This is a genomic window from Mesobaculum littorinae (genome assembly GCF_004011175.1).
In the GTDB taxonomy this organism is placed as follows: Bacteria; Pseudomonadota; Alphaproteobacteria; order Rhodobacterales; family Rhodobacteraceae; genus Tranquillimonas; species Tranquillimonas littorinae.
In genome coordinates, this window is record NZ_RQXX01000001.1 from 750,034 (window position 1) to 771,696 (window position 21,663).

The 21,663-nt window shown below is 66.6% G+C and carries 18 protein-coding genes and 1 tRNA gene; 9 read left to right on the forward strand and 10 right to left on the reverse strand.

Going from position 1 to position 21,663, the window contains the following annotated elements; translation table 11 throughout:
• Positions 1-24: 24 nt before the first annotated feature.
• The 7 genes from EKE94_RS03485 to tgt form a co-directional block, all read right to left on the reverse strand.
• Positions 25-2,205: a sensor histidine kinase gene (locus tag EKE94_RS03485; RefSeq protein WP_164870808.1), complete on the reverse strand. Its 2,181-nt coding sequence runs from the start codon at positions 2,203-2,205 to the stop codon at positions 25-27.
• Positions 2,206-2,275: 70 nt separating this feature from the next.
• Positions 2,276-4,243, reverse strand: a complete 1,968-nt coding sequence (locus tag EKE94_RS03490; protein ID WP_164870809.1) for an ATP-binding protein — start codon at positions 4,241-4,243, stop codon at positions 2,276-2,278.
• 450 nt (positions 4,244-4,693) lie between these two features.
• A tRNA-Val gene (locus tag EKE94_RS03495) sits at positions 4,694-4,768 on the reverse strand.
• Positions 4,769-4,783: 15 nt separating this feature from the next.
• Positions 4,784-5,155 carry an HU family DNA-binding protein gene (locus EKE94_RS03500; protein ID WP_127905194.1) on the reverse strand — a complete coding sequence of 124 codons (372 nt, stop codon included), beginning with the start codon at positions 5,153-5,155 and terminating at the stop codon, positions 4,784-4,786.
• Positions 5,156-5,385: 230 nt separating this feature from the next.
• On the reverse strand, positions 5,386-7,797 hold the full coding sequence (gene lon / locus EKE94_RS03505) for an endopeptidase La (protein ID WP_127905195.1): 2,412 nt from the start codon (positions 7,795-7,797) through the stop codon (positions 5,386-5,388).
• Positions 7,798-8,135: 338 nt separating this feature from the next.
• Complete coding sequence (locus EKE94_RS03510) at positions 8,136-9,233, reverse strand: alkene reductase (protein WP_127905196.1); 1,098 nt, start codon at positions 9,231-9,233, stop codon at positions 8,136-8,138.
• A 164-nt stretch (positions 9,234-9,397) separates the two neighbouring features.
• Positions 9,398-10,528 carry a tRNA guanosine(34) transglycosylase Tgt gene (tgt, locus tag EKE94_RS03515; protein ID WP_127905197.1) on the reverse strand — a complete coding sequence of 377 codons (1,131 nt, stop codon included), beginning with the start codon at positions 10,526-10,528 and terminating at the stop codon, positions 9,398-9,400.
• Between the two features lie 141 nt (positions 10,529-10,669).
• Here tgt and rimK point away from each other — a divergent pair, with 141 nt between their 5' ends.
• The 5 genes from rimK to tpiA all read left to right on the forward strand — a co-directional run bounded on the left by rimK (position 10,670) and on the right by tpiA (position 15,863).
• Entirely contained in the window at positions 10,670-12,076 is a 1,407-nt protein-coding gene (rimK, locus tag EKE94_RS03520; protein WP_127905198.1) for a 30S ribosomal protein S6--L-glutamate ligase, read from the forward strand.
• 257 nt (positions 12,077-12,333) lie between these two features.
• A complete protein-coding gene (locus EKE94_RS03525) occupies positions 12,334-13,989 on the forward strand; it encodes a mechanosensitive ion channel family protein (RefSeq protein WP_127905199.1) in 1,656 nt (551 codons plus the stop codon).
• A 124-nt stretch (positions 13,990-14,113) separates the two neighbouring features.
• Positions 14,114-14,479 (forward strand): SUF system Fe-S cluster assembly protein, encoded by a 366-nt coding sequence (locus EKE94_RS03530; RefSeq protein WP_127905200.1) that lies wholly within the window; start codon positions 14,114-14,116, stop codon positions 14,477-14,479.
• Positions 14,480-14,574: 95 nt separating this feature from the next.
• Positions 14,575-14,952: a HesB/IscA family protein gene (locus EKE94_RS03535; protein WP_127905201.1), complete on the forward strand. Its 378-nt coding sequence runs from the start codon at positions 14,575-14,577 to the stop codon at positions 14,950-14,952.
• A gap of 161 nt (positions 14,953-15,113) precedes the next feature.
• The gene (gene tpiA / locus EKE94_RS03540; RefSeq protein ID WP_127905202.1) at positions 15,114-15,863 is read left to right on the forward strand and encodes a triose-phosphate isomerase; all 750 of its coding nucleotides are present in this window, start codon (positions 15,114-15,116) and stop codon (positions 15,861-15,863) included.
• A 1-nt stretch (position 15,864) separates the two neighbouring features.
• Here the strand turns inward: tpiA and EKE94_RS03545 are convergent, their stop codons facing one another.
• Positions 15,865-17,058, reverse strand: a complete 1,194-nt coding sequence (locus tag EKE94_RS03545; protein ID WP_127905203.1) for an FAD-dependent monooxygenase — start codon at positions 17,056-17,058, stop codon at positions 15,865-15,867.
• 91 nt (positions 17,059-17,149) lie between these two features.
• Entirely contained in the window at positions 17,150-17,623 is a 474-nt protein-coding gene (gene dksA / locus EKE94_RS03550) for an RNA polymerase-binding protein DksA (protein ID WP_164870810.1), read from the reverse strand.
• Between the two features lie 128 nt (positions 17,624-17,751).
• Here dksA and EKE94_RS03555 point away from each other — a divergent pair, with 128 nt between their 5' ends.
• From EKE94_RS03555 to EKE94_RS03565, 4 genes are all read left to right on the forward strand, one after another.
• The gene (locus tag EKE94_RS03555) at positions 17,752-18,591 is read left to right on the forward strand and encodes an AAA family ATPase (RefSeq protein WP_127905204.1); all 840 of its coding nucleotides are present in this window, start codon (positions 17,752-17,754) and stop codon (positions 18,589-18,591) included.
• An 84-nt stretch (positions 18,592-18,675) separates the two neighbouring features.
• Complete coding sequence (locus EKE94_RS03560) at positions 18,676-20,052, forward strand: DUF2927 domain-containing protein (protein ID WP_127905205.1); 1,377 nt, start codon at positions 18,676-18,678, stop codon at positions 20,050-20,052.
• Positions 20,049-20,216 carry a hypothetical protein gene (locus tag EKE94_RS18575; RefSeq protein WP_164870811.1) on the forward strand — a complete coding sequence of 56 codons (168 nt, stop codon included), beginning with the start codon at positions 20,049-20,051 and terminating at the stop codon, positions 20,214-20,216. Before EKE94_RS03560 ends, EKE94_RS18575 begins: the two co-directional genes overlap by 4 nt.
• 3 nt (positions 20,217-20,219) lie before the next feature.
• Positions 20,220-21,413 (forward strand): vWA domain-containing protein, encoded by a 1,194-nt coding sequence (locus EKE94_RS03565; protein ID WP_127905206.1) that lies wholly within the window; start codon positions 20,220-20,222, stop codon positions 21,411-21,413.
• 87 nt (positions 21,414-21,500) lie between these two features.
• On the opposite strand, the gene EKE94_RS18580 is transcribed toward EKE94_RS03565, so the two are convergent.
• A complete protein-coding gene (locus EKE94_RS18580) occupies positions 21,501-21,662 on the reverse strand; it encodes a hypothetical protein (RefSeq protein WP_164870812.1) in 162 nt (53 codons plus the stop codon).
• Between the last annotated feature and the right edge of the window lies 1 nt (position 21,663).

Consider the following 21,663-nt stretch of genomic DNA (forward strand, 5'->3'; position numbering starts at 1 on the left):
TCTCGCCCCCCCCGGGGCGGTGGTTCAAGCTGCCGGGTTCTGCTCAGCCGGCTCGCGCTTGGCCATGCCCCGCGCGGCGGGCAAAGACACTTCGAATGTCGACCCCTCGCCGAGCGTCGAGCGCAGGTCGAGGCTGCCGTCCATCGCCTCGGCCAGCGCGTGCGAGATGGCGAGCCCCAGGCCGGTGCCCTTGGACGCGCGGGTATAGGACGAATCCACCTGGTGGAAGGCCTTGAAGACCGAGGCAAGCTCGGTCTCGGCAATCCCGGGGCCGGTGTCGGTGACGGCGATGCGCACCCGGCCTCCATCGACGCGACTGGTCACCGTGACCGAACCGTCCTCGGTGAATTTCAGCGCGTTGCCGATCAGGTTGAAGATGATCTGCGTCAGCCGCACCCGGTCGGCCACCACGACCTCGTCCCCGGCATGGATGCGCAGGGCGATATTCTTCGCTTGGGCCAGCGGGCGCATCTGTTCCTCGATCTCCAGCAGCAGCGGCCGCACCGGGCAGAGGGTCAGCGTGATCGGGACCGTGCCGGATTCGATCTTGGCGAAATCCAGCATTTCGTTGATCAGGCCCAGCAGGTGCTGCCCCGACCGCTCCAGTGTCTTCATGCTGGTCTCGAGATGGCGGAACAGGGCGTCCGTGGCCTCGCGCACGTTCGGGGGCGTGCTCTCGTCCTCGACGGCGCTGCACAAGGCCTGTCCGGGACCGAAGCGGCGCAGGTTCAGTGTCAGCCCGACATTGCCCAGGATCACGGTCAGCGGGGTGCGCAACTCGTGGCTGAGCACGTTGATGAACCGCGTCTTGGCGGTGTTTGCGGCCTCGGCCTCTTCGGTCGCGCGCTCAAGCTCGGTCACGTCGGTACGCAGGGAAACCATTCCTCCATCGCTCATCCGGTGGTCCTTGGCGCGGATCCTGCGGCCATTGGCCAGCCGCTGGACCGAGGTATGCCCCCCTTCACGAAACCGGGCGGCGCGTCCGGCAACATAGGTCCGCGCCTCGGGCCCGGTGCCCGCCTCGGGGAACTGGCCGCGGCGGACGCCTTCGCGCAGGACGGTCTCAAAATCGACTCCGGGACGGATCAGGTCTTCCATGCGGTCGTAGATTTCGCCGAACCGACTATTGGCCATGATCAACCGCCCCTCGCGGTCGAACATGCTGAACCCGTCGTCCAGGGATTCCAGCGCGTCGGACAGGCGCAGCTGGGCCCGGCGGCGCATCTCGCTCAGATATATCATGTAGATGAGGCCGCCGAAGATCGTTGTGAAGACCAGCGCCATCAGCCCGTAATCCCGCAGGTAGTGCGGTGCATTGCCGGGCCATCCGCCAGTCGGCACACTCAGCAGGCGCCAGGCATCATAGGGGAAATCGAAGATCAGCGCGACCGGATCCTGGGTCAGGACCGCCGGGTCGCCATAGATCGGCGGGCCCGCCGGATCCGTCTCATCGAGGATCAGAAGGTCGTAATCCTCGGCGTGTTCATTGAATTCGTTGGTCAGCACGAAGTACGACAGGTTGCGCGCGACCGCGGCCATCCCCCAGATCCCGCCATCGACAAAGATCGGGCGCCGCGCGACGACATAGCGCGGCCCACTCTCGCCCCGCTCGACATCGACGCGGACCAGATCGTTCATCGGCAGGCTCGCGTCTTCCGCTAGATAGCCCTCGGACGTGCCGGTGATCGCCGACCGGGTATCGACCGGCTGCCCATAGCTGGAGGTCGGCCCGTCCGTGGGCGTGACGTAAAGACTGATCGGCCCGGGCACGCGGTTGTCGATGCTTCCGGCGATCGTCGCGAAATCCTCGACGTTCTCGGGGGCGATCTCGCTCATGCGGCCGGAAAGCTCGTGCAGGGCCAAGAGCGTCGAAAAGACCTCGGATTCGATCGCCTCGCGCACCTCGGTCAGCTCGACCGTCGCCCGCAGGCGAAGGGACTGCAGGTAGCTTTCGTAGGAAAGCTGGCCGATCACCCCGGTGATGACGACCGCCAGGGCACAATATCCCGCGAGCACGAGGACCTGAGGAAGGGTAAGCCAGCCGCGGGTGTCGTCGTGGTGGCCGAATGCCAGGTTGCGCGGCGTCGCTGCCGGGGCTTCGGACGGCTGCGATCCCCGTCCGGCCGCCCGCCCTGTCGCGTCGCCCCTGCCCCATGGCCAACGGAGGCGCGGCAACAGCTGGCGCCTGCGCAGCCTCTCGATCATCTCGGGCAATCCAGTTCTCCGCTCACTCTATGTGCTCCTCCCGCGCCGCATGGGTCTAGCACAACTTTCGTCAGGCACAGAGCCTTGCCGTTCGCCGTGCGGTCGAGCGTAGCGGCAGCGACACGGTGAAGGTGCTGCCCGACCCTTCGCGCCCGGCCTGCCCGACATGGCGGGAGGTCAGCGTCAGATGGCCGCCCTGCCGTTCGACCAGCTCCCGGGTGATCGACAGACCCAGCCCGGTGCCCTTCTGCTGCACGCCGTCCTCGTGCGCGGGCTTGGCGAAGCGGTCGAAGATCCGTTCGCGCGCGTGTTCGGGGATGCCGGGACCGTCGTCGCGCACCCAGAAAAGCGCCTCCGAACCCTCGATCCGGGCGCCCACCTCGACCGAGCCGCCCGTCGGCGAGTACTTCACCGCGTTCGACACGAGGTTCGAGAAGACCTGCTGCAGCCGCACCGGATCGGCATCGATCATCGCGTCCGTCTCGGGCGACACCGGGACGAGGGTGACGTCATGCGAGAGGCCATAGCCCTCGTTCTGCTCGATGACGCTTTGCAGCACGGTGACGACGCGCAACTGTTCGGGCTCGATCGAGAGCTGCCCCTGGTCGATGGCCTGCACCGTCAGGATGTCGTTGACCAGCCGCAGCAGCCGTTCCGAGTTCCGCACCCCCATCGTCACCAGCTTGCCCGCCGCCTGCGGCAGTTGCGGGGCGAACCGGTTCTCCAGAAGGTTCAGCGATCCCATGAGCGAGGTCAGGGGCGTGCGCAGTTCGTGGTTGATCGAGGTGATGAAGCTTTGCCGGGCGGCTGCCAGCCGCGTCTGGGCGGTGACATCCTGGATAACACAGAACCATGACGACCCCCCGATCGCATCCAGCCGGGACACGCGCACCGACAGCATCCGTGCCTTCGCGGGATCGTCTCCGGGGGCCGGCATGTCGAACTCCATCTGGTCGTCGCCGGTGAACTCCCGCTCGGCGATCTCGCTACGCAGGGTCCCGATCGCGGGCCCGACATCGAGTCCCAGAAGCTGAAGCGCGGCGGGATTCGCCTTCTCAAAGCCCTCCCTGTCGTGGAACACGACGATCCCGTCGGCCACGTTGTCGAACACCGTCTTCAGCTCCTGGCTCGACCGGACAGCCGCCGCCCGGTCGATCTCGGACGACCGCAGGCTGCGCCGCGCCGCCACGGCCCGCCGCTGTGCCACGACCGCCGAGCCAAGCGCGACGGCAAAGACCAGAACGAACAGCGGCAGGGTCCGCTGCGTACGTCTGTAGAAACTGGACAACGCCGCGTCCCTGGGGATGGACAGCTGGACCCGCAGAGCGCCGCTGGCCGCCGTCCGGACCGACGTGAGAACCGGGCCTTCCAGCGGCCGGTCCGCGCCCTGCAATTCGAATACCCTATGGTCGCCGCGGGTGAACACCTCGACGCGGGCCTCGGGAAGGAAGTTCAGCGACCTGATCAACGTTCTGAAGTGGTCCTCGCCAAGCGATCCAACGATCGCGCCGCGGAACGCGCCATCCGCACCGATTATCGGCCATGCCACCGGGTTGATCCGCTTTCCAAGGGCATTCGCCAGAACCGGATCACCCAGTACGTATCCTTGTCTGCGGGTCGCGACCTCCCTGAAATACTCGCGTTGCGAGATGTCGAGATTGCTGGCGCTGTCGTTGAAGCTCCAGACCACACGCCCCGTTGCATCTGCCACGACCAGGAAGCCGATATGCTGACTGCTCAACAGCGTGTCCGAGATCTGCTCCCCCATCCGGGTGGAGACAGTCTCGGGCGTCAGAGCGGGCAGCGCCGTCATATCGCTGAGCAGGGTGCCAATCTCGGCGGTGGCGATGCTCAGGCTACGTTCGAGCCAGGTGGTCAGCAGGGTGGCATTGAAATCCAGCCGCCTTTGCTGTTCCTGGACCGTGCGTCGATAATCGGTCACGACGGCCATGGTCGCGACCCCGATCAGCGTCGCGACGATGGCCGCCATCATCAGGGGAAACCCCCCGCCTCCGTAGCGACGGAGAATCAGACGCAACAGCGACCTTATCCGCAAAACGGGCGATGACGCACGCCCGGACGAGCTACTCATACCGCACTCCAAAACAATCTCGTACAAAGCCCCCTGCCCGGCACCGTGCAGCGGAGGGGGTCTGGGGCTGTCGCGCTTCCGGCGACCGCGACCGTGCCGGGGCGCGGAAAGACCCCCGGGGCAGCACCGAGATCGCGAGGTCAAGCCGCGGCAAGACCGCGCCCTCCCTGGACCTGCTGCACCGACGCGCCTGTCGTGGCCGTCATACGGGGCCGCAAGCCTTTTGAATGCCCTGCCGGACGCGTCACCACGAAAAAACCCCTGACGAATTGACCTGCCATTAACTTCCGTCAAAATCCGACGAAACTAAGGCTTGGTGCGTACAAATCGGGGGACGTCATCCGCATGGTTAACGCGGGGCACCGAAGCGCTGGACAACCTGAATAAGGGGGGGCGTGGTGGGTGATAGAGGATTTGAACCTCTGACATCTTCGATGTGAACGAAGCGCTCTACCACTGAGCTAATCACCCATCGCGGGGGTGTCTTTAGCCGCCCTTTTCATCCTCTGCAAGGGGGTCCGTCTCTTCAATCGACTGTGTCGAGCGGCGGATCTTGACCGTCAGGGCCTGGCCATTGGCCATGTCCTTGACCCGCTGGATCTTGAGCTTGCCAAAGGGTTGCAACGTCAACTCCTTGCCGTCGCTCAGCGCCTGTCCCATGGTGGCCAGCGTCGCCTCGACCATCGGCTTGACCTTGTTGCGCGGCAGGCCGGTGGCGGCGGCAACCTCGTCCAGCAGATCGCCCTTCCGAAGCGTCTGCGTCGGCTGCGGGGCGGCCTGGTCCTGAACGACCTTGAGCTCGGGCGTTTCGGGAAGGGACGCGGTGTCGGTGGTCGGGGCTTTGTCGTCGTCGGTCATCTGCTGGAAAATCCTCGCGGGGGTACGCCGACGAGCATAGCAGTTTTCGCGTGTCTGTCAGGGGGGGCAGGTCCGGCTGAAGTCAGTGATTTTTTCTTTGACGCCTTGGTGCCCGCCCTGCCCCACGGGCCTGGCCACGTGGATATGACGCCCCGCCGTATCGCCAATGCAATAAGGCGCGCCCGAAATGCGGGCGCGCCTTGTGCAGTGTCGTCGGTGGCCGGCAGACCTTAGTGCGCGGTAGCCGCCGGGCCCTCATTCTGCTGCGCCAGGGCGCGCTTGGCTGCAGCGGCCTCTTCCGCGGCCTCGTCCCATTCGATGGGCTCGGGCTCGTGGACCAGGGCGCGGGCCAGAACGTCCCGGACGTGGGTGACAGGGATGATCTCAAGCCCCTCCTTCACGTTGTCGGGGATGTCGGCCAGATCCTTCTCGTTCTCTTCGGGGATCAACACCGTCTTGATGCCGCCACGCAGGGCCGCCAGAAGCTTTTCCTTCAGCCCGCCGATGGCCATCGCATTGCCGCGCAGGCTGACCTCGCCCGTCATCGCGATGTCCTTGCGGACCGGGATCTGGGTCAGGACAGACACGATCGAGGTCACCATCGCCAGACCGGCCGAGGGCCCGTCTTTCGGTGTCGCCCCGTCGGGCACGTGGACGTGGATGTCCATCGTGTCGAAGCGCGGCGGCTTCACCCCGATCGCCGGCGCGATCGAGCGAACGTAGCTTGATGCCGCGTCGATCGATTCCTTCATCACGTCGCCCAGCTTGCCGGTGGTCTTCATCCGTCCCTTGCCCGGCAGGCGCAGCGCCTCGATCTGCAGAAGATCGCCGCCGACCTGCGTCCAGGCGAGGCCGGTCACGACGCCGATCTGGTCCTCCTTCTCGGCCAACCCGTAGCGGTGCTTCTTCACACCCAGGTAGTCCGCCAGATTGTCGGTCGTGATCCGCACTTCCGAAACTTCCTTGCGCACCAGCTGCGTCACCGCCTTGCGGGCCAGTTTCGCCAGCTCGCGCTCAAGGTTCCGCACGCCCGCCTCGCGGGTATAGGTGCGGATCATCTCCATCAGCGCGTCATCGTCGATGGAGAATTCACCCTTCTTAAGGCCGTGATTGTCAATCTGCTTGCCGATCAGGTGCCGCTTGGCGATTTCGAGCTTCTCGTCCTCCGTGTAGCCCGACAGCGAAATGATCTCCATCCGGTCCAGAAGCGGACCGGGCATGTTGTAGGAGTTCGCCGTCGTGATGAACATCACGTTCGACAGGTCGTATTCCACCTCGAGATAGTGGTCGACGAAGGTGGCGTTCTGCTCGGGATCCAGCACCTCGAGCATGGCCGACGACGGATCGCCGCGGAAATCCTGGCCCATCTTGTCGATCTCATCGAGCAGGATCAGCGGGTTCGTCGTCTTGGCCTTCTTCAGCGCCTGGATGATCTTGCCGGGCATCGAGCCGATATAGGTCCGGCGGTGGCCGCGGATCTCGGATTCATCGCGCACGCCGCCCAGGCTGATGCGGATGAATTCCCGGCCGGTCGCCTTGGCAACCGACTTGCCCAGCGACGTCTTGCCGACGCCCGGAGGGCCGACGAGGCACATGATTGGGCCCTTCAGCTTCTTGGACCGCTGCTGCACGGCCAGATACTCGACGATCCGCTCCTTCACCTTTTCGAGGCTGTAGTGATCGTCGTCGAGCACCTTCTGCGCGGCGCCAAGATCCTTCTTGACCCGGCTCTTGGTGTTCCACGGGATCGACAGCATCCAGTCGAGGTAGTTGCGCACCACAGTCGCCTCGGCCGACATCGGGCTCATGTTCTTGAGCTTCTTGATCTCGGCATCGGCCTTTTCGCGCGCCTCCTTCGACAGCTTCGTCTCCGAGACGCGTTTCTCCAGCTCGGCGACCTCATTCTGGCCGTCCTCGCCGTCGCCCAGCTCTTTCTGAATGGCCTTCATCTGCTCATTCAGGTAGTATTCGCGCTGGGTGCGCTCCATCTGGCTTTTGACGCGGGTCTTGATCTTCTTCTCGACCTGCAGGACGCTCATCTCGCCCTGCATCAGGCCATAGACCTTCTCCAGCCGCTCCGAGATCGACAGCGTTTCAAGAAGTTCCTGCTTCTGCGCCACCTCGACGCCCAAGTGACCGGCCACGAGATCGGCGAGCTTGGCACTTTCATGCGTGTCCGACACGGCGGCCAGCGCCTCTTCGGGGATGTTCTTCTTGATCTTCGCGTAGCGCTCGAACTCGGCCGCGACCGAGCGGACGAGCGCGGTCACCGTCGCCTCGTCGCCATCCTCTTCCTCAAGCACCTCGGCCTCGGCTTCGAAGAACAGCTCGTTCTCGACGAAGTCGGTGATGCGCACGCGGCTCTTGCCCTCGACCAGCACCTTTACAGTGCCGTCGGGCAGCTTCAGCAGTTGCAGCACGCTGGCCAGGACGCCGGCGCGATAGATGCCATCCTGATCCGGATCGTCGACAGAGGGGTCGATCTGCGACGACAGCAGGATCTGCTTGTCGTCGTTCATCACCTCTTCGAGCGCCCGCACCGATTTCTCGCGCCCCACGAAGAGCGGCACGATCATGTGGGGGAACACCACGATGTCGCGCAACGGCAGGACGGGATAGGAAGGGCTCATGTGCTCGGTCATGCTTTTATCCTTATGTGGCAGGAAGGCGCCGGCCCCGGTCGGCGGCCACAGGCCTTCCCCGTCATCCACCAGATGTGGGGGCGCCGGGGGGTGTCTTCAACCACAAACTCCGGTCAGGTTCGGGGCCCGAGTGTGACCGGGGCGGGCCCGGTTCACAAGCGCAGATCGACGGTAAGGTAGACGGCGGCGCCCGTCTCTGGCGCCCTGCCCCGCCGCTTCGTCACTGCGATAGAGGTGGCGGACGCGGCGGAAGATGACGTTCAGTGTGATCCGTCGGGCCCAGGGGACATTCCCGGAGGGGCTGGCCCCCGGGAATGTCCTGTGCTCGGTTCGCGCGCTTAAGCGGCGCTGTCCTTCAGGAAGGGATAATCCGTGTATCCCTCGGCCCCGCCGCCGTAGAAGGTTTCGGGGTTGGGCTCGTTCAGCGGCGCATCCTGTTCCAGGCGCTCTGCCAGGTCGGGGTTGGCGATATAGGCCCGGCCGAAGGCCACGGCATCCACGTCGCCATTCTCCACCGCCTCGATGGCCAGCGCGCGGTCGTAGCTGTTGTTGCCGATCCAGACGCCGTCGAACTCGGTCCGCAGGGCGGCCAGGGACATGCCTTCGGGCAGATCGCGGGATCCGCCGGTCGCACCCTCGATCGCGTGCAGATAGGCCAGGCTGTAGCCGTTCAGCCGCTGCACGACGTAGGAATAGGTCGCCTGCGCATCGCCCAGCTCCATCCCGTTGGCGGGCGAGAACGGGCTGAGCCGGATACCCACGCGGTCCGCGCCCCAGACATCGACCACGGCGTCGAGCACCTCGAACAACAGTCGCGCGCGGTTTTCCACCGGGCCGCCATAGTCGTCGTCGCGCTTGTTCGAGGTCTCGCGCAGGAACTGCTCGATCAGGTAGCCGTTCGCGGCATGCACCTCGACCCCGTCGAAGCCCGCCTGCAGCGCGACCTGCGCGGCGTGGCGGAAATCGGCGACGAGACGCGGGATCTCCGAGGTCTCCAGCGCCCGCGCCTCGGACGTGTCGACCATCTTCTCGCCGTCGAAGGTCTGTACCCCGGCTGAGGAGGCCGAGGCCGACACCGGCTTGGCGCCTGCGGGCTGAAGCGAAGTGTGGCTGACGCGGCCGACGTGCCAGAGCTGGGCGACGATCTTGCCGCCGGCCTCGTGCACGGCGGTCACGACGTTGGCCCAGCCTTCGCGCTGCGCGTCCGAGTAGATGCCGGGGGTAAAGGCATAGCCCTTTCCTTCGGGGCTGATCTGCGTCGCCTCCGAGATGATCAGCCCGCCGCTCGCGCGCTGCGCGTAGTATTCCGCGTTCAGCGCATGCGGCGCATCATCTTCGTGACGGGCGCGGTTGCGCGTCAGCGGCGCCATCACGATGCGGTTCTTCATCTCGATCCCGCCGGCGGTCAGCGGGGTGAAAAGCTTGTCTTCGGCCATTTCGGAAATCCGACTTCTGTTTGAGGGGTCGTACGTCAGCTATGCTGCCCGCCCCGTCCCGCAAGAGCCGGTGACGCAGCGGCCGCACGCACCGCCCCCCTGCGCAGGCGCACCGATGGGGCCGGATTGCCCCCGCCCGATTGCACCCCCCGTCCATGCGGCGATCAAATCGGGTCGATGTCTCCCTGCGCCTGACCGCGGTCGAAGTCGGCCTGCCAGTCGGCAAAACGGCCTTCGGCGATCGCGGCGCGCATGCCGGCCATGATCTGCTGGAAATAGTGCAGGTTGTGCCAGGTCAGCAGCATGCCCGAGATCATCTCGCCCGCGCGGAAGACGTGGTGCAGGTAGGCCCGCGAATAGCTGCGGCAGGCCGGGCAGGTGCAGGCCTCGTCCAGCGGGCGCGCATCGTCGGCGTGCCGCGCGTTCTTGATGTTGACCACGCCGCGGCGGGTAAAGGCCTGCCCGGTGCGGCCCGACCGCGAGGGCAGGACGCAATCCATCATGTCGACGCCGCGCGCCACGGCGCCGACGATGTCGGCGGGCTTGCCGACGCCCATCAGGTAGCGCGGCTTGTCCACCGGCAGCATCCCCGGGGCGTAGTCCAGCACGCCGAACATCGCCTCCTGCCCCTCGCCCACGGCCAGGCCGCCGATCGCGTAGCCGTCGAACCCGATCTCGGTCAACGCCCTGGCGCTCTCCTCGCGCAGCGCGGGCGTCACGCCGCCCTGCTGGATCCCGAACAGCGCGTGGCCCGGACGGTCGCCGAAGGCGTCGCGCGATCGCTGCGCCCATCGCATCGACATCCGCATCGACGCGGCGACCTGCTCTTCGGTGGCGGGCAGCGCGGGGCATTCGTCGAAGCACATCACGATGTCCGATCCCAGAAGGCGCTGGATCTCCATCGAGGTTTCGGGGCTCAGGTGGTGCTTCGACCCGTCGACATGGCTGCGAAATGTCACGCCCTCTTCGGTCAGCTTGCGCAGGTCCGACAGGCTCATCACCTGGAACCCGCCCGAGTCGGTCAGGATCGGACGGTCCCAGTTCATGAAGCGGTGCAGACCGCCCAGCCGGGCGACACGCTCGGCTCCGGGCCGCAGCATCAGGTGATAGGTATTTCCCAGCAGGATGTCGGCGCCGGTCTCGCGCACGCTTTCGGGCATCATCGCCTTGACGGTGCCGGCGGTGCCCACCGGCATGAAGGCCGGCGTGCGGATATCGCCCCGCGGCGTGCGGATCACGCCCGTCCGCGCCTTGCCATCGGTGGCGTGAAGCTCGTATGAGAAGCCGTCCGACATTGCAGACCCCCTTCGATCCCGCGGTCCCGTCCCGCACACCGGCGCGGGCGACCCGAGGCGCCTTCTGGGCGATCACCCATAAGACCGCAAGACCCGCGCCCCAACTCCCCCAGCCCCCAGACGAACAACGGAGCCGACGGCATGGCCGAAGACGCATCTCAGAGCCCCGATTTCCGCCTTGGATGGGAGGAATGGGTTTCCTTCAAAGACCTCGGCCTTCCCGCGCTGAAGGCCAAGGTCGACACCGGCGCGCGCACCTCGGCGCTGCATGCCGCCGAGATCGAGCCCTTTGGTCCCGCAGCCCGGCCCAAGGTGCGGTTCCTTGTCTACCCCGTGCCGGGGCGCAACGATCTGGCGATCCCCTGCTCGGCCGAGGTCATCGACCGGCGCGACGTGACCTCGTCGAACGGCGAGACCGAGCTGCGCTACGTCATCCAGAGCGACATCACCATGGGCGGACGCAGCTGGCCGATCGAGCTGACGCTGACCGACCGGGGCAGCATGGCCTACCGGATGCTGCTGGGCCGGCAGGCGCTGGGCGACGACATGGTGGTGAGCCCCTCGGAAAGCTTCTGCCAGCCGATGCTGGACTACGACGTCTATCATTCGACCCGGGTGCGCGAGGCGGCGCCCGACCGCACGCTGCGCATCGCCGTGCTGTCGCGCGAGCCCTCGAATTATTCGACCAGCCGCATTGTCGCCGAGGGGGAATCGCGCGGCCACGTGGTCGAGGTGATCGACACCCAGCGCTGCTACATGGCGATCAATACCATGGCGCCCGATGTCTATTACGACGGCCAGCGCCTGCCCCGCTACGATGCGGTGATCCCACGGATCGGCGCGACGGTGACATCCTACGGCACGGCGGTGATCCGGCAGTTCGAAACCATCGGCACCTATTGCGTGAACGGCTCGGACGGGATCATGGCCAGCCGCGACAAGCTTCAGGCGCACCAGGTCCTGGCGCGCCACCGGATCGGAATGCCGACGACGGCCTTCGCGGCCTCGCCCAAGGACACCGATAACCTGATCGGCCTCGTGGGCCGGGCGCCGCTGATCGTGAAGCTTCTGGAATCGACGCAAGGCAAGGGTGTGGTGCTGGCCGAAACCCAGAAGGCCGCGCAGTCGGTGATCGACGCCTTCCGGGGGCTGCGCGCCAATTTCCTGGTCCAGCAGTTCGTGAAGGAAGCCGCGGGCGAAGATATCCGGTGTCTGGTGATGAACGGCCGTGTCGTCGCCTCGATGCGGCGGACGGCGCAGGCGGGCGAGTTCCGGTCGAACCTGCACCGCGGCGGCGTGGCCGAGGCGGTGAAGATCACCAAGGAGGAACGCGAAACGGCCGTGCGCGCGGCCAAGGCGTTTCGCCTCGGGCTGGCCGGCGTGGACCTGCTGCGCGCCTCGGACGGTCCCAAGGTGCTCGAGGTCAACTCCTCGCCCGGGCTCGAGGGGATCGAGAACGCGACCGGCAAGAACCTCTGCGCCGCGCTTTACGAAGAAATCGAGCGGCGCGTGCGCCCTGCCCCCGCCCGCCGGCGCAGCAAGGGCTGAAAGCCGGGCGACGCCGCGGCCCGCTTTTTCGCGCGCGAAGGCTGGAAATTCCGCGGCTCCGGGACATCTCCCCCGGTTATTGACGCAAGGACCGGTGCGGTGTCGGCCGACGTCGCCGCGCCCCCGGGCGGCGCATGCCCCGCCCGGGGGCTGCCGTGCGGTACAAATGACGTCGTAAAGGAGGCGCCGATGCACGCCATGACGGACCTGACCGCCGTGCCCCGGCGCTGGCTTTGCCCGCATCTTCGGGGCGCCGCATGAGCCTGCGCGTGCCGCCCGTCATCGCCGCGCTTTTCGCCCTTCTCTTCTGTCTCGTCGCCGCGCCGCCCCTCGCCGCGCAGGATGCCTTTTACGAGGTCGACGCGCTTAACGCGGGCTTGCCACCCGTTCCCGAGGATTTTTACCGCGACAACCCGCAGGAAGCGGTCGAAAGCTTTCTGGACGCGGCCGAGGACGAGGACTGGGCCCGGGCCGTCCACGCGCTGAACCTCAACCGCGTTGACGAGGCTGATCAGGCCGAGCGCGGGCCGCCCCTTGCCCGACAGCTGGCCCGGGTGCTGGATCGCCGGGTCGTGATCTCGTGGCGTCGTCTGCTTGAACGGCCGGATGCGCTGGACGCTCAGGCCTCGTCCAGCGCCGCGACGGCGGGCCAGCCGCGCCGCTCGCTGCTTCTGGCTGTTCTCGACCGGGGCCCGCGCGAAGGCGCCATCCGACTGGAACGGATCAAGGCGGGCGATGACGATCCGGTCTGGGTCTTCTCCGACCGCACGGTCGAGCTGGTGCCCGAGCTCTATCGCCTCTACGGTCCGTCGTCGCTGGAAAGCTCCCTGCCAGACTGGCTGCGCAAGCAGACCTTCTGGGGCATCCACGTGTGGGAGCTGATCGGGCTGCCGGTGGTGCTGATCACCGCCTATCTGGCGGGGCGGCTGCTGCACCGGCTTTTCGGCTGGTTGTCGCGCAAGGCCACCCATTACTGGACCACCGTGACGCTGCGCGCGCTGCGCTGGCCCTCGATCATCGTCGTGGTCACGACGATCCTGCTTTACTCGACGCTGAGGATCTTCGTGTTCTCCGGCCCGGTTTCGACCATCATCGTGCCGCTGACGGTCATCGGCTACGTCACCGCGATCCTGATCTTCGCGCTCAACGTCATCGACACCGTGCTGGACCGTCTGGTGACCTTCGACAGTGACAAGCTGTCGGACCCCGACAACCAGGCGCTGCGGTCCTTCGCGACCTCGATGTCGGCGGGACGGCGGGCGCTGATCGTTCTGGCCCTGCTGATCGCGGCGGGCACCGCGCTCGCCTCGGCCAACCTCTTCCGCACCTTGGGCTTTTCCCTTCTGGCCTCGGCCGGCGCCCTGACCCTGATCCTGGGTTTCGCGGCGCGCCAGATCCTGGGCAACATCCTCGCCTCGATGCAGATCGCGATGAACCGGTCGGCCCGCATCGGCGATTTCGTCGTGTTCAAGGACCACTGGTGCACCGTCGAGCGGATCCATTTCACCTTCGTCCAGCTGCGCACCTGGACCGGCAACCGGCTGGTCGTGCCGGTGTCGGATTTCGTGTCCGACAGTTTCGAGAACTGGTCGCTGATCGATTCAGGCATGATCCGGGTCATCGATCTGACGCTGGCCCAGACCGCGGACGTCGGCGCCTTGCGCGAGCGGTTTCATGCCATCGTCGACGATCACGACCAAATCGAGCGGGACGACAACACCATGGCGATGGTGCTGTCACAGGACGGGTTCGGCCAGGTCGTGCGCTTCACGGTTTACTGCAGGAATCAGATGCAGGCCTGGGCCATCGAGTGCGATATCCGCGAAAAACTGATGGTCGCCGCGCGCGAGCTTGAGGAAAACCTTCCGCAGCCGGTGCTGCCGCAGGCCCGGATGGACGACATGGCCGGCTGACCGCACGCGTGTTTACGGGGTGCGCGCTTGCCGGAAGGCACGCCGCTCCACGGCTACACCGCCTTTACGCGCCCGCCCATAAATCTTATGTTTTCGCTCTGACACCGCGAAGGCAGGACCGAGCATGACCGCTGAGAACACCGCACCGACCGAGGGCACGCCGCTGATCCGCCCGTCGAGCACCGATCACCCGTTGCACGAAGCGGTGGTGGAAGCCTGCCGCTCGGTCTACGACCCCGAGATCCCGGTCAACATCTACGACCTGGGCCTGATCTACACGATCGACATTACTGCCGAGAACGATGTCGGCATCACCATGACCCTGACCGCACCGGGCTGTCCCGTGGCCGGCGACATGCCGGGCTGGGTCGCGGATGCGGTCGAGCCGCTGGCCGGGGTCAAGACCGTCAACGTCGAACTGACGTGGGAACCGCCCTGGGGCATGGACATGATGTCCGACGAGGCGCGGCTGGAACTGGGCTTCATGTAGGCCCGCCTTACACCTGCGCCGGTTCGCACCTGCCCCGGTCTTGCGACCGTTTGGGTGCGGCCCTACCTTTGACGTCAGACAGAACGGAGGCCCCGATGTTCGGCATTCCCGGCAAGCAAGCCGTCACCATGACCCCGGCGGCCATGTCCCAGATCACCAAGCTGATGCAGCGCGCCGGCCACAAGGGCCTGCGCATCGGCATCAAGAAGGGCGGTTGCGCGGGCATGGAGTACACCATGGACTACGTCGACGAGATCGACGCCAACGACGAAGTCGTCGAAGAGGGCGGCGCCCGCGTGATGATCGCGCCGATGGCGCAAATGTTCCTGTTCGGCACCGAGATCGACTACGAGACCTCGCTGCTGGAATCGGGGTTCAAGTTCCGCAACCCCAACGTCTCTGAGGCCTGCGGCTGCGGCGAATCGATCAAGTTCCGCGATGTCGAGGATCTGGCCGCCGAACGCGAGGGCTGAGCGCCCGGCCTTCGCTCCCCATGCGAACGGGCCCGGCGGCGACAAAACGGATGTTGATCTGACAGCGTGTTCCTTGGCGGGCGCGCCGTTTTCGCATGTGCCGTTTGACGGAGAGCCGCAGGCGGTTAAGTCTCACGCGACCCAATCACGAGGAGATGCAGATGACCGCCCCGAAGAAGCTTGCCGCCGGTAACTGGAAGATGAACGGATCTCAGGAGGCGCTTTCTGAGGTCGATCAGCTGTCCTCGGCCTACCCCGCGCCGGGCTGCGGCATCGTGATCTGTCCGCCCGCCACCCTGATCCCGGCCCTGTCCGAACGGGCGCGCGGCACCGCCATCAAGGTCGGCGCGCAGGATTGCCATGCCGAGGTTTCGGGCGCCCATACCGGCGATATCTCGGCCAAGATGCTGGCCGAAGCCGGGGCCGATTTCGTGATCCTCGGCCATTCCGAGCGGCGCGGCGACCATGGCGAGACCGACGACCAGGTGCGGGCAAAGCTCATGGCCGCGGTGGATGCCGGCCTGACGGTCATCATCTGCGTGGGCGAGACGCTGGAGCAGCGCGACGGCGGCTCGACCCTCGACGTGGTGCGCGGGCAGCTCAGCGGGTCGATCCCCGACGGGCTGACCGCGGCGAACCTTGTCGTCGCCTACGAACCCGTCTGGGCCATCGGGACCGGCAAGGTTCCCACCACCGAGCAGATTGCCGAGGTCCACGACCTGATCCGCAGCGAAATGACCCGCCGCTTTGCCGACGGCGCGGCGATGACGTTGCTTTACGGCGGATCGGTCAAGGCGGCGAACGCCGAAGAGATCTTTGCAGTCGCCAATGTCGATGGTGCCCTTGTCGGCGGCGCGTCGCTGCGGGCCGACGATTTCACCGGCATCATCCGCGCGCTCGAGGCAAGCTGACCTAGGCGCCGCGCGACGTGGCCGCGGCGCCCTGCGTGACGTCGTGGCCATAAAGCCAGTCGAACCGCCCGACCAACAGCCCCGGCGCCGCCGACGACAGCGCGCCGAGGCCCAGATGCGCCCCGCGCCGCAGCAGCGGATTGCGCAGGTGGTAGTTCCGCGCATTGCCGTTTGCCGTGGCGATCGCCCGCGCCACCCGCGGGCGGCGGGCGCTCTGGTAGGCCTCGAGCGCACCGGCGCGCGGCAGGCTGTCCATCGCCTGGGCAAGGACCCACGCATCTTCCAGCGCCAGGTTCGCGCCCTGCGCCAGGAACGGAAGTGTCGGGTGCGCCGCGTCCCCCAGAAGCGCGATCTGCCCCCCGTGCCAGTTGCGGGCGACCGGGTGCCGGAAAAGCCCCCAGATCCGAACCTCTGGAACCTGCGCGAGCTGGGCGCGCACATCCCCGCCAAACCCTGCGAAGGCGCGTTGCAGCACCGCCGGATCGTCGGGGTGATGCCAGCCTTCCTCGGCCCATGTGCTTCGCTCTTCGACCGCGACGATGTTGGTCAGCGTGCCGCCGCGCAGCGGATAGCGCACAAGGTGCCGCCCCGGCCCCATGTGGACCTCGGCCCGCGCGGGCATGTCGCCGCCCGGCACCAGCGCGCGCCAAGCCACCTGCCCCGTGAAGAAGGGCGCATCGTCGCCGTTCAGGACGGGCCGCACGCGGGATTTGACGCCATCGGCCCCGATCAGGAAGTCCACGATCTCTCGCCCGTCGGACAAATCGAGCGTCACCCCCGCGGGACCCTCGGACACGGCCTCGACCCTTGTGCCCAGCCGGATCTGGCAGCCGGCGTCGCGCGCGGCCCGGGCCAGGATTTCCAGCAGGTCGGCGCGATGCATCAGCAGGTAGGGCCGCCCGCCGGCGCGTGCGGGGTCGAGCGGCAGGTGCGCCACGCCGCGCCCGCTGGGCCCATCGATCAGCGCGATGTCACCCGCTTCGATCCCCGACTGTCGCATCGCCGGCCCCAGTCCCAGCGCGTCCAGAACCGCCATCCCGTTGGGTGAGATCTGCAGGCCGGCGCCGACCTCGGACAGCTCGGGCGCGGCCTCGATCACGCTGACCCGGGCCCCGCGCCGGGCAAACGCCGTCGCGGCGGCCAGCCCGCCGATACCGGCGCCGAGGATGGTGACGGGACGATCTTGCAGGTTCATCTGTGCGCTTTCTACCCGGGGCATACGAAAACACCGGGGCGTGACGGCCCCGGTGTGATGGTGATCTGGTCTGCAAAGGTCACGGCGGGGCTCAGTCGTCCCGGTGGACCTTTTCGCGACGCTCGTGCTTCTCCTGCGCCTCGAGGCTGAAGGTCGCGATCGGGCGCGCATCCAGGCGCTTCAGCGAAATCGGCTCGCCGGTGGCTTCGCAGTAGCCGTATTCGCCCTCGCCGATGCGGCGCAGGGCCGAGTCGATCTTGGAAACGAGCTTGCGCTGGCGGTCGCGGGTCCGCAGTTCCAGCGCACGGTCGGTTTCCTCGCTGGCGCGGTCGGCGGCGTCGGGGATGTTGCGGCTGGACCCCTGCAGCCCTTCGATCGTGGATTTGCTGTCGTCCAGAAGATCGGCTTTCCACGCCAGCAGCTTGCGCCGGAAATATTCAAGCTGACGGTCGTTCATGAACGGTTCGTCTTCGGCCGGACGATAATCGTCGGGCAGGAAAACCTCGGCTTTCATCTTGCTCCCCTCATCGTGTCCGGTGACGGTGTCGGACATGCGTTTTTTCATGCGCCTCTCCTCGGCGCAGGCAATAGACCAACGTTTACGTGTTGTCACGTCCGATTCCCGCCGCTTGATGCAATGTGATCGCAGGACTACGCTCGCCTGAACATGTGACGGCAGAGGATTGAATTGCCATGAATTTCAGCGGAACCGAAAGCTATGTCGCGACCGAGGACCTGACCGTCGCCGTCAATGCCGCCGTCGCGCTGGAACGTCCGCTGCTGATCAAGGGCGAGCCGGGCACCGGCAAGACCGAGCTGGCCCGCCATGTCGCCGCCGCACTGGATCTGCCGATGATCGAGTGGCACATCAAGTCGACGACCCGGGCGCAACAGGGGCTTTACGAATACGATGCCGTCAGCCGTCTGCGCGACAGTCAGCTGGGCGATGCGCGGGTGCACGACGTCGGCAACTACATCCGCCGCGGCAAGCTGTGGCAGGCCTTCGCCTCGGACCGGCGGGCGCTGCTCTTGATCGACGAGATCGACAAGGCGGATATCGAGTTTCCGAACGACCTGCTGCAAGAGCTCGACCGGATGGAGTTCCACGTCTACGAGACGGGCGAGACCATCCGGGCCATTCACCGTCCCGTGGTCATCATCACCTCGAACAACGAAAAGGAGCTGCCGGATGCCTTTCTGCGGCGCTGCTTCTTCCACTTCATCCGGTTCCCCGACATGGAGACCCTGCGCCGCATCGTCGATGTGCACCACCCCGGCCTGAAGCCCGCGCTGCTGACCGCTGCGCTGACCCGCTTCTTCGAGATCCGCGACACCCCGGGGCTGAAAAAGAAGCCTTCGACCTCCGAGGTGCTGGATTGGCTGAAACTCCTGCTGGCCGAGGATCTTGGGCCGCAGGACCTTGCCCGCGACGGCGCCACCGCGCTGCCCCGGTTGCATGGTGCGCTGCTGAAGAACGAACAGGACGTACAGCTTTTCGAACGCCTGGCCTTTCTGGCGCGGCGCGACAGATGAGCGTTGGCGCGGCGCGACAACACTTCGGACAATCCGTCGCGCCCCGCTTGGCAAGTGGCGGCGATTGGTGAAGTATCGCCGACAATGACAGCCCGCATCGTCGCCTTTCTCATCCTTGCCCTGACGCTCGCGGCCTGTGCCCCGACGCGGGACGTGCCTACGCGCCGGCTGGTCTTCACCGGAGAGCTGCCGCCGATGCGCACCTTCGCGGGCAGCCGGGACGACCGGCCCACACGGTCGAACGCGGCGATCGCGCGCGACTTCCTCGACCTGTCGTTTTCGCTGGAAAGCGGCCGCGCCCTGCCCGTTCTGACCCGGTTCGAAGAGCCGATCACCATCCGGTCGACCGGGCGGAACATCCCGCCGTCGCTTTCGGGCGACCTGGACCGGCTGATCGGACGGCTGCGGCAGGAGGCCAAGCTCGACATCACCCGCGTGGGCCCGGGGACAGAGGCATCGATCACCGTCGAATCCGTACCCCGCGCCGACCTGCAGCGCGCAGTGCCGCAGGCCGCATGCTTCGTCGTCCCGCGCCTGTCGTCGTGGGAGGAGTTCCGCAAGAACCGCCATACCGCCGTGCTGGACTGGACGACGCTGACCACGCGCACCCGGATGGCGGTCTTCATCCCCTCAGACGTGTCCCCGCAAGAGGTGCGCGACTGCCTGCACGAAGAGATCGCGCAGGCGCTGGGGCCGCTCAACGACCTCTACCGGCTGGACGACAGCGTCTTCAACGACGACAACTTCAACGCGGTCCTGACCGGCTTCGACATGACGGTCCTGCGCACCTACTACGCCCCCGAACTGGCCAGCGGCATGACCCGCGAAGAAGTCGCCGCGCAGCTTCCCGGGATCCTCGCCCGGGTGAACCCCGCCGGCCGCGGCCTGCCCGACCCGGGGCCCGCCGACGTGTCGCGCGACTGGATCGACGCGGTCGAGCTGTCGCTGGGCCCCGCCACCGCGCCGTCGCGGCGGCTGGCGGCGGCGAAAACGGCCGTGCGGATCGCCACCGAACGCGGCTGGCACGATTCCCGCCTTGCCTTCAGCCTTTACGTTCAGGGGCGCCTGTCGCTGGGGATCGAACCCGACCTCGCGCTTGCCTCCTTCCTGCAATCGGGGGCCATCTACGCGGCCAACCCCGCTACTCAGGTGCACAAGGCGCATGTCGCCATGCAGATCGCGGCGTTCGCGCTGTCCACGGGCCAGGCCGACGCCGCGATCGAGATGGTCGACGACAATACCGACGCGGTGGCGCGCAGCCAGAATGCCGCGCTTCTGGCCTCTCTTCTGATGGTGAAGGTCGAGGCGCTTGAACTTCAGGGCCGCCTGCGCGAAGCCGAGGCGGTGCGCCAGACGGCGCTCGGCTGGGCCCGCTATGGCTTTGGCTCGGATGACGAGGTGCGCGTGCGCGTGGGCGAGATCGCATCGCTCAGCCCGCGCCGCCGTGAGGAGGCTTCATGATCGTTTTCGTCTGCGCCGTGATCGGTGCGATCTGGGGGGCCGTCCTGGCCCGCAGGCGGCAGGGCCGCGCGCTGGACATGGCGCAATACGCAGCCGGGTGCGCCATCCTCGGCGCGCTGATCGGGCTTTTCGCGACCATCGCGGTGCACCGGGTGCTGATCTAGGGCATGTTCCTGCCCTTCTTCGAGACGCTGTGCCGCCATCACGTCCCCGTCACGCTGCGCGAGTTCCTGAGCTTTCTCGAAGCGTTGCGCCGCGGTCTGGTGATCTACGATATCGATCGCTTCTACCTTCTGGCGCGGACCATCCTCGTCAAGGACGAACGCCATATCGACCGCTTCGACCGGGCCTTTGGCGAAACCTTCTCCGGCCTTTCCGCGATCCCGGCGCAGGAGGTCATAGAGGCGCTGGACCTGCCCGAGGATTGGCTGCGCCGGATGGCCGAGCGAGACCTGACCGAGGCTGAGAAGGCCGAGATCGACGCCACCGGCGGGTTCGACGCCCTGATGCAACGCCTGCGCGACCGACTGGCCGAGCAGACCGAACGGCACCAGGGCGGGTCGAAATGGATCGGCACTGCGGGCACCTCGCCCTTCGGGGCCTACGGCTACAACCCCGAAGGCGTGCGGATCGGGCAGGACCGCAGCCGTCACCGCCGCGCGGCCAAGGTCTGGGACCGGCGCGAGTTTCGGGATTTCGACGATGCGCGCGAACTGGGCACCCGGACCATCAAGGTCGCCCTGAAGCGTCTGCGGCAATGGGCCCGCGACGGTGCGCAGGACGAGCTGGACCTGTCCGGCACCATCCGCGCCACGGCCGAACGTGGGTGGTTGGACGTCCGCACAAGACCCGAGCGGCGCAATGCCGCCAAGGTGCTTCTGTTCCTCGATGTCGGCGGCTCGATGGACCCGCATGTGCAGGTGGTTGAGGAGCTGTTCTCGGCCGCCCGCAGCGAATTCCGGCACCTGGAGCACTTCTATTTCCACAACTGCCTGTACGAAGGTGTCTGGTCCGACAACCGCCGCCGCTGGGACGGGCAGACGCCCACCCGCGATATCCTCAACACCTATGGGCCTGACTGGACCTGCATCTTTCTAGGCGACGCCAGCATGTCGCCCTACGAGATCGCGATGCCCGGAGGCGCAAACGAGCACTGGAACGAGGAGGCCGGCGCCGTCTGGCTGACCCGCGCCGCCGAGACGTGGCCGCGCCATCTCTGGATCAACCCGGTGCCGCAGGACCACTGGGCCTACACGCGGTCCATATCGATGGTTCAGGAGATTTTCGGCACGGAGCGCATGGTGCCCATGACGCTGAACGGGCTTACTGCCGGCATGTCCATGCTGTCGCGTCGGGGCTGACGTGCAAACGACTAATGGGGAATGTCTAGGGGCCCGGTAATGCGAGGCCTGTCGCGATCAGTGAATCCTGCGATCCGACGTCGTGAGCTAATCCGGGTTCGCCGATCCGGATCGGTCCTGGTCGGCGATCCGCGCCAGAAGATCATCGAACACGTCACGTTCACGATCATCGCGGGGGGCGTCCTGCCGTGCGAAAGCACGCTGCAAGACGTTGTGGATGAGCTGACTGTTGTCGTGATCTTGATACATA

Coding starts and splice junctions, on each gene's coding strand:
- EKE94_RS03485 (WP_164870808.1), bottom strand. CDS start 2,205: ATGATCGAGAGGCTGCGCAGGCGCCAGCTGTTGCCGCGCCTCCGTTGG.
- EKE94_RS03500 (WP_127905194.1), bottom strand. CDS start 5,155: ATGACCGACGACGACAAAGCCCCGACCACCGACACCGCGTCCCTTCCC.
- lon (WP_127905195.1), bottom strand. CDS start 7,797: ATGACCGAGCACATGAGCCCTTCCTATCCCGTCCTGCCGTTGCGCGAC.
- EKE94_RS03510 (WP_127905196.1), bottom strand. CDS start 9,233: ATGGCCGAAGACAAGCTTTTCACCCCGCTGACCGCCGGCGGGATCGAG.
- tgt (WP_127905197.1), bottom strand. CDS start 10,528: ATGTCGGACGGCTTCTCATACGAGCTTCACGCCACCGATGGCAAGGCG.
- rimK (WP_127905198.1), top strand. CDS start 10,670: ATGGCCGAAGACGCATCTCAGAGCCCCGATTTCCGCCTTGGATGGGAG.
- EKE94_RS03525 (WP_127905199.1), top strand. CDS start 12,334: ATGAGCCTGCGCGTGCCGCCCGTCATCGCCGCGCTTTTCGCCCTTCTC.
- EKE94_RS03530 (WP_127905200.1), top strand. CDS start 14,114: ATGACCGCTGAGAACACCGCACCGACCGAGGGCACGCCGCTGATCCGC.
- EKE94_RS03535 (WP_127905201.1), top strand. CDS start 14,575: ATGTTCGGCATTCCCGGCAAGCAAGCCGTCACCATGACCCCGGCGGCC.
- tpiA (WP_127905202.1), top strand. CDS start 15,114: ATGACCGCCCCGAAGAAGCTTGCCGCCGGTAACTGGAAGATGAACGGA.
- EKE94_RS03545 (WP_127905203.1), bottom strand. CDS start 17,058: ATGAACCTGCAAGATCGTCCCGTCACCATCCTCGGCGCCGGTATCGGC.
- dksA (WP_164870810.1), bottom strand. CDS start 17,623: ATGAAAAAACGCATGTCCGACACCGTCACCGGACACGATGAGGGGAGC.
- EKE94_RS03555 (WP_127905204.1), top strand. CDS start 17,752: ATGAATTTCAGCGGAACCGAAAGCTATGTCGCGACCGAGGACCTGACC.
- EKE94_RS03560 (WP_127905205.1), top strand. CDS start 18,676: ATGACAGCCCGCATCGTCGCCTTTCTCATCCTTGCCCTGACGCTCGCG.
- EKE94_RS18575 (WP_164870811.1), top strand. CDS start 20,049: ATGATCGTTTTCGTCTGCGCCGTGATCGGTGCGATCTGGGGGGCCGTC.
- EKE94_RS03565 (WP_127905206.1), top strand. CDS start 20,220: ATGTTCCTGCCCTTCTTCGAGACGCTGTGCCGCCATCACGTCCCCGTC.
- EKE94_RS18580 (WP_164870812.1), bottom strand. CDS start 21,662: ATGTATCAAGATCACGACAACAGTCAGCTCATCCACAACGTCTTGCAG.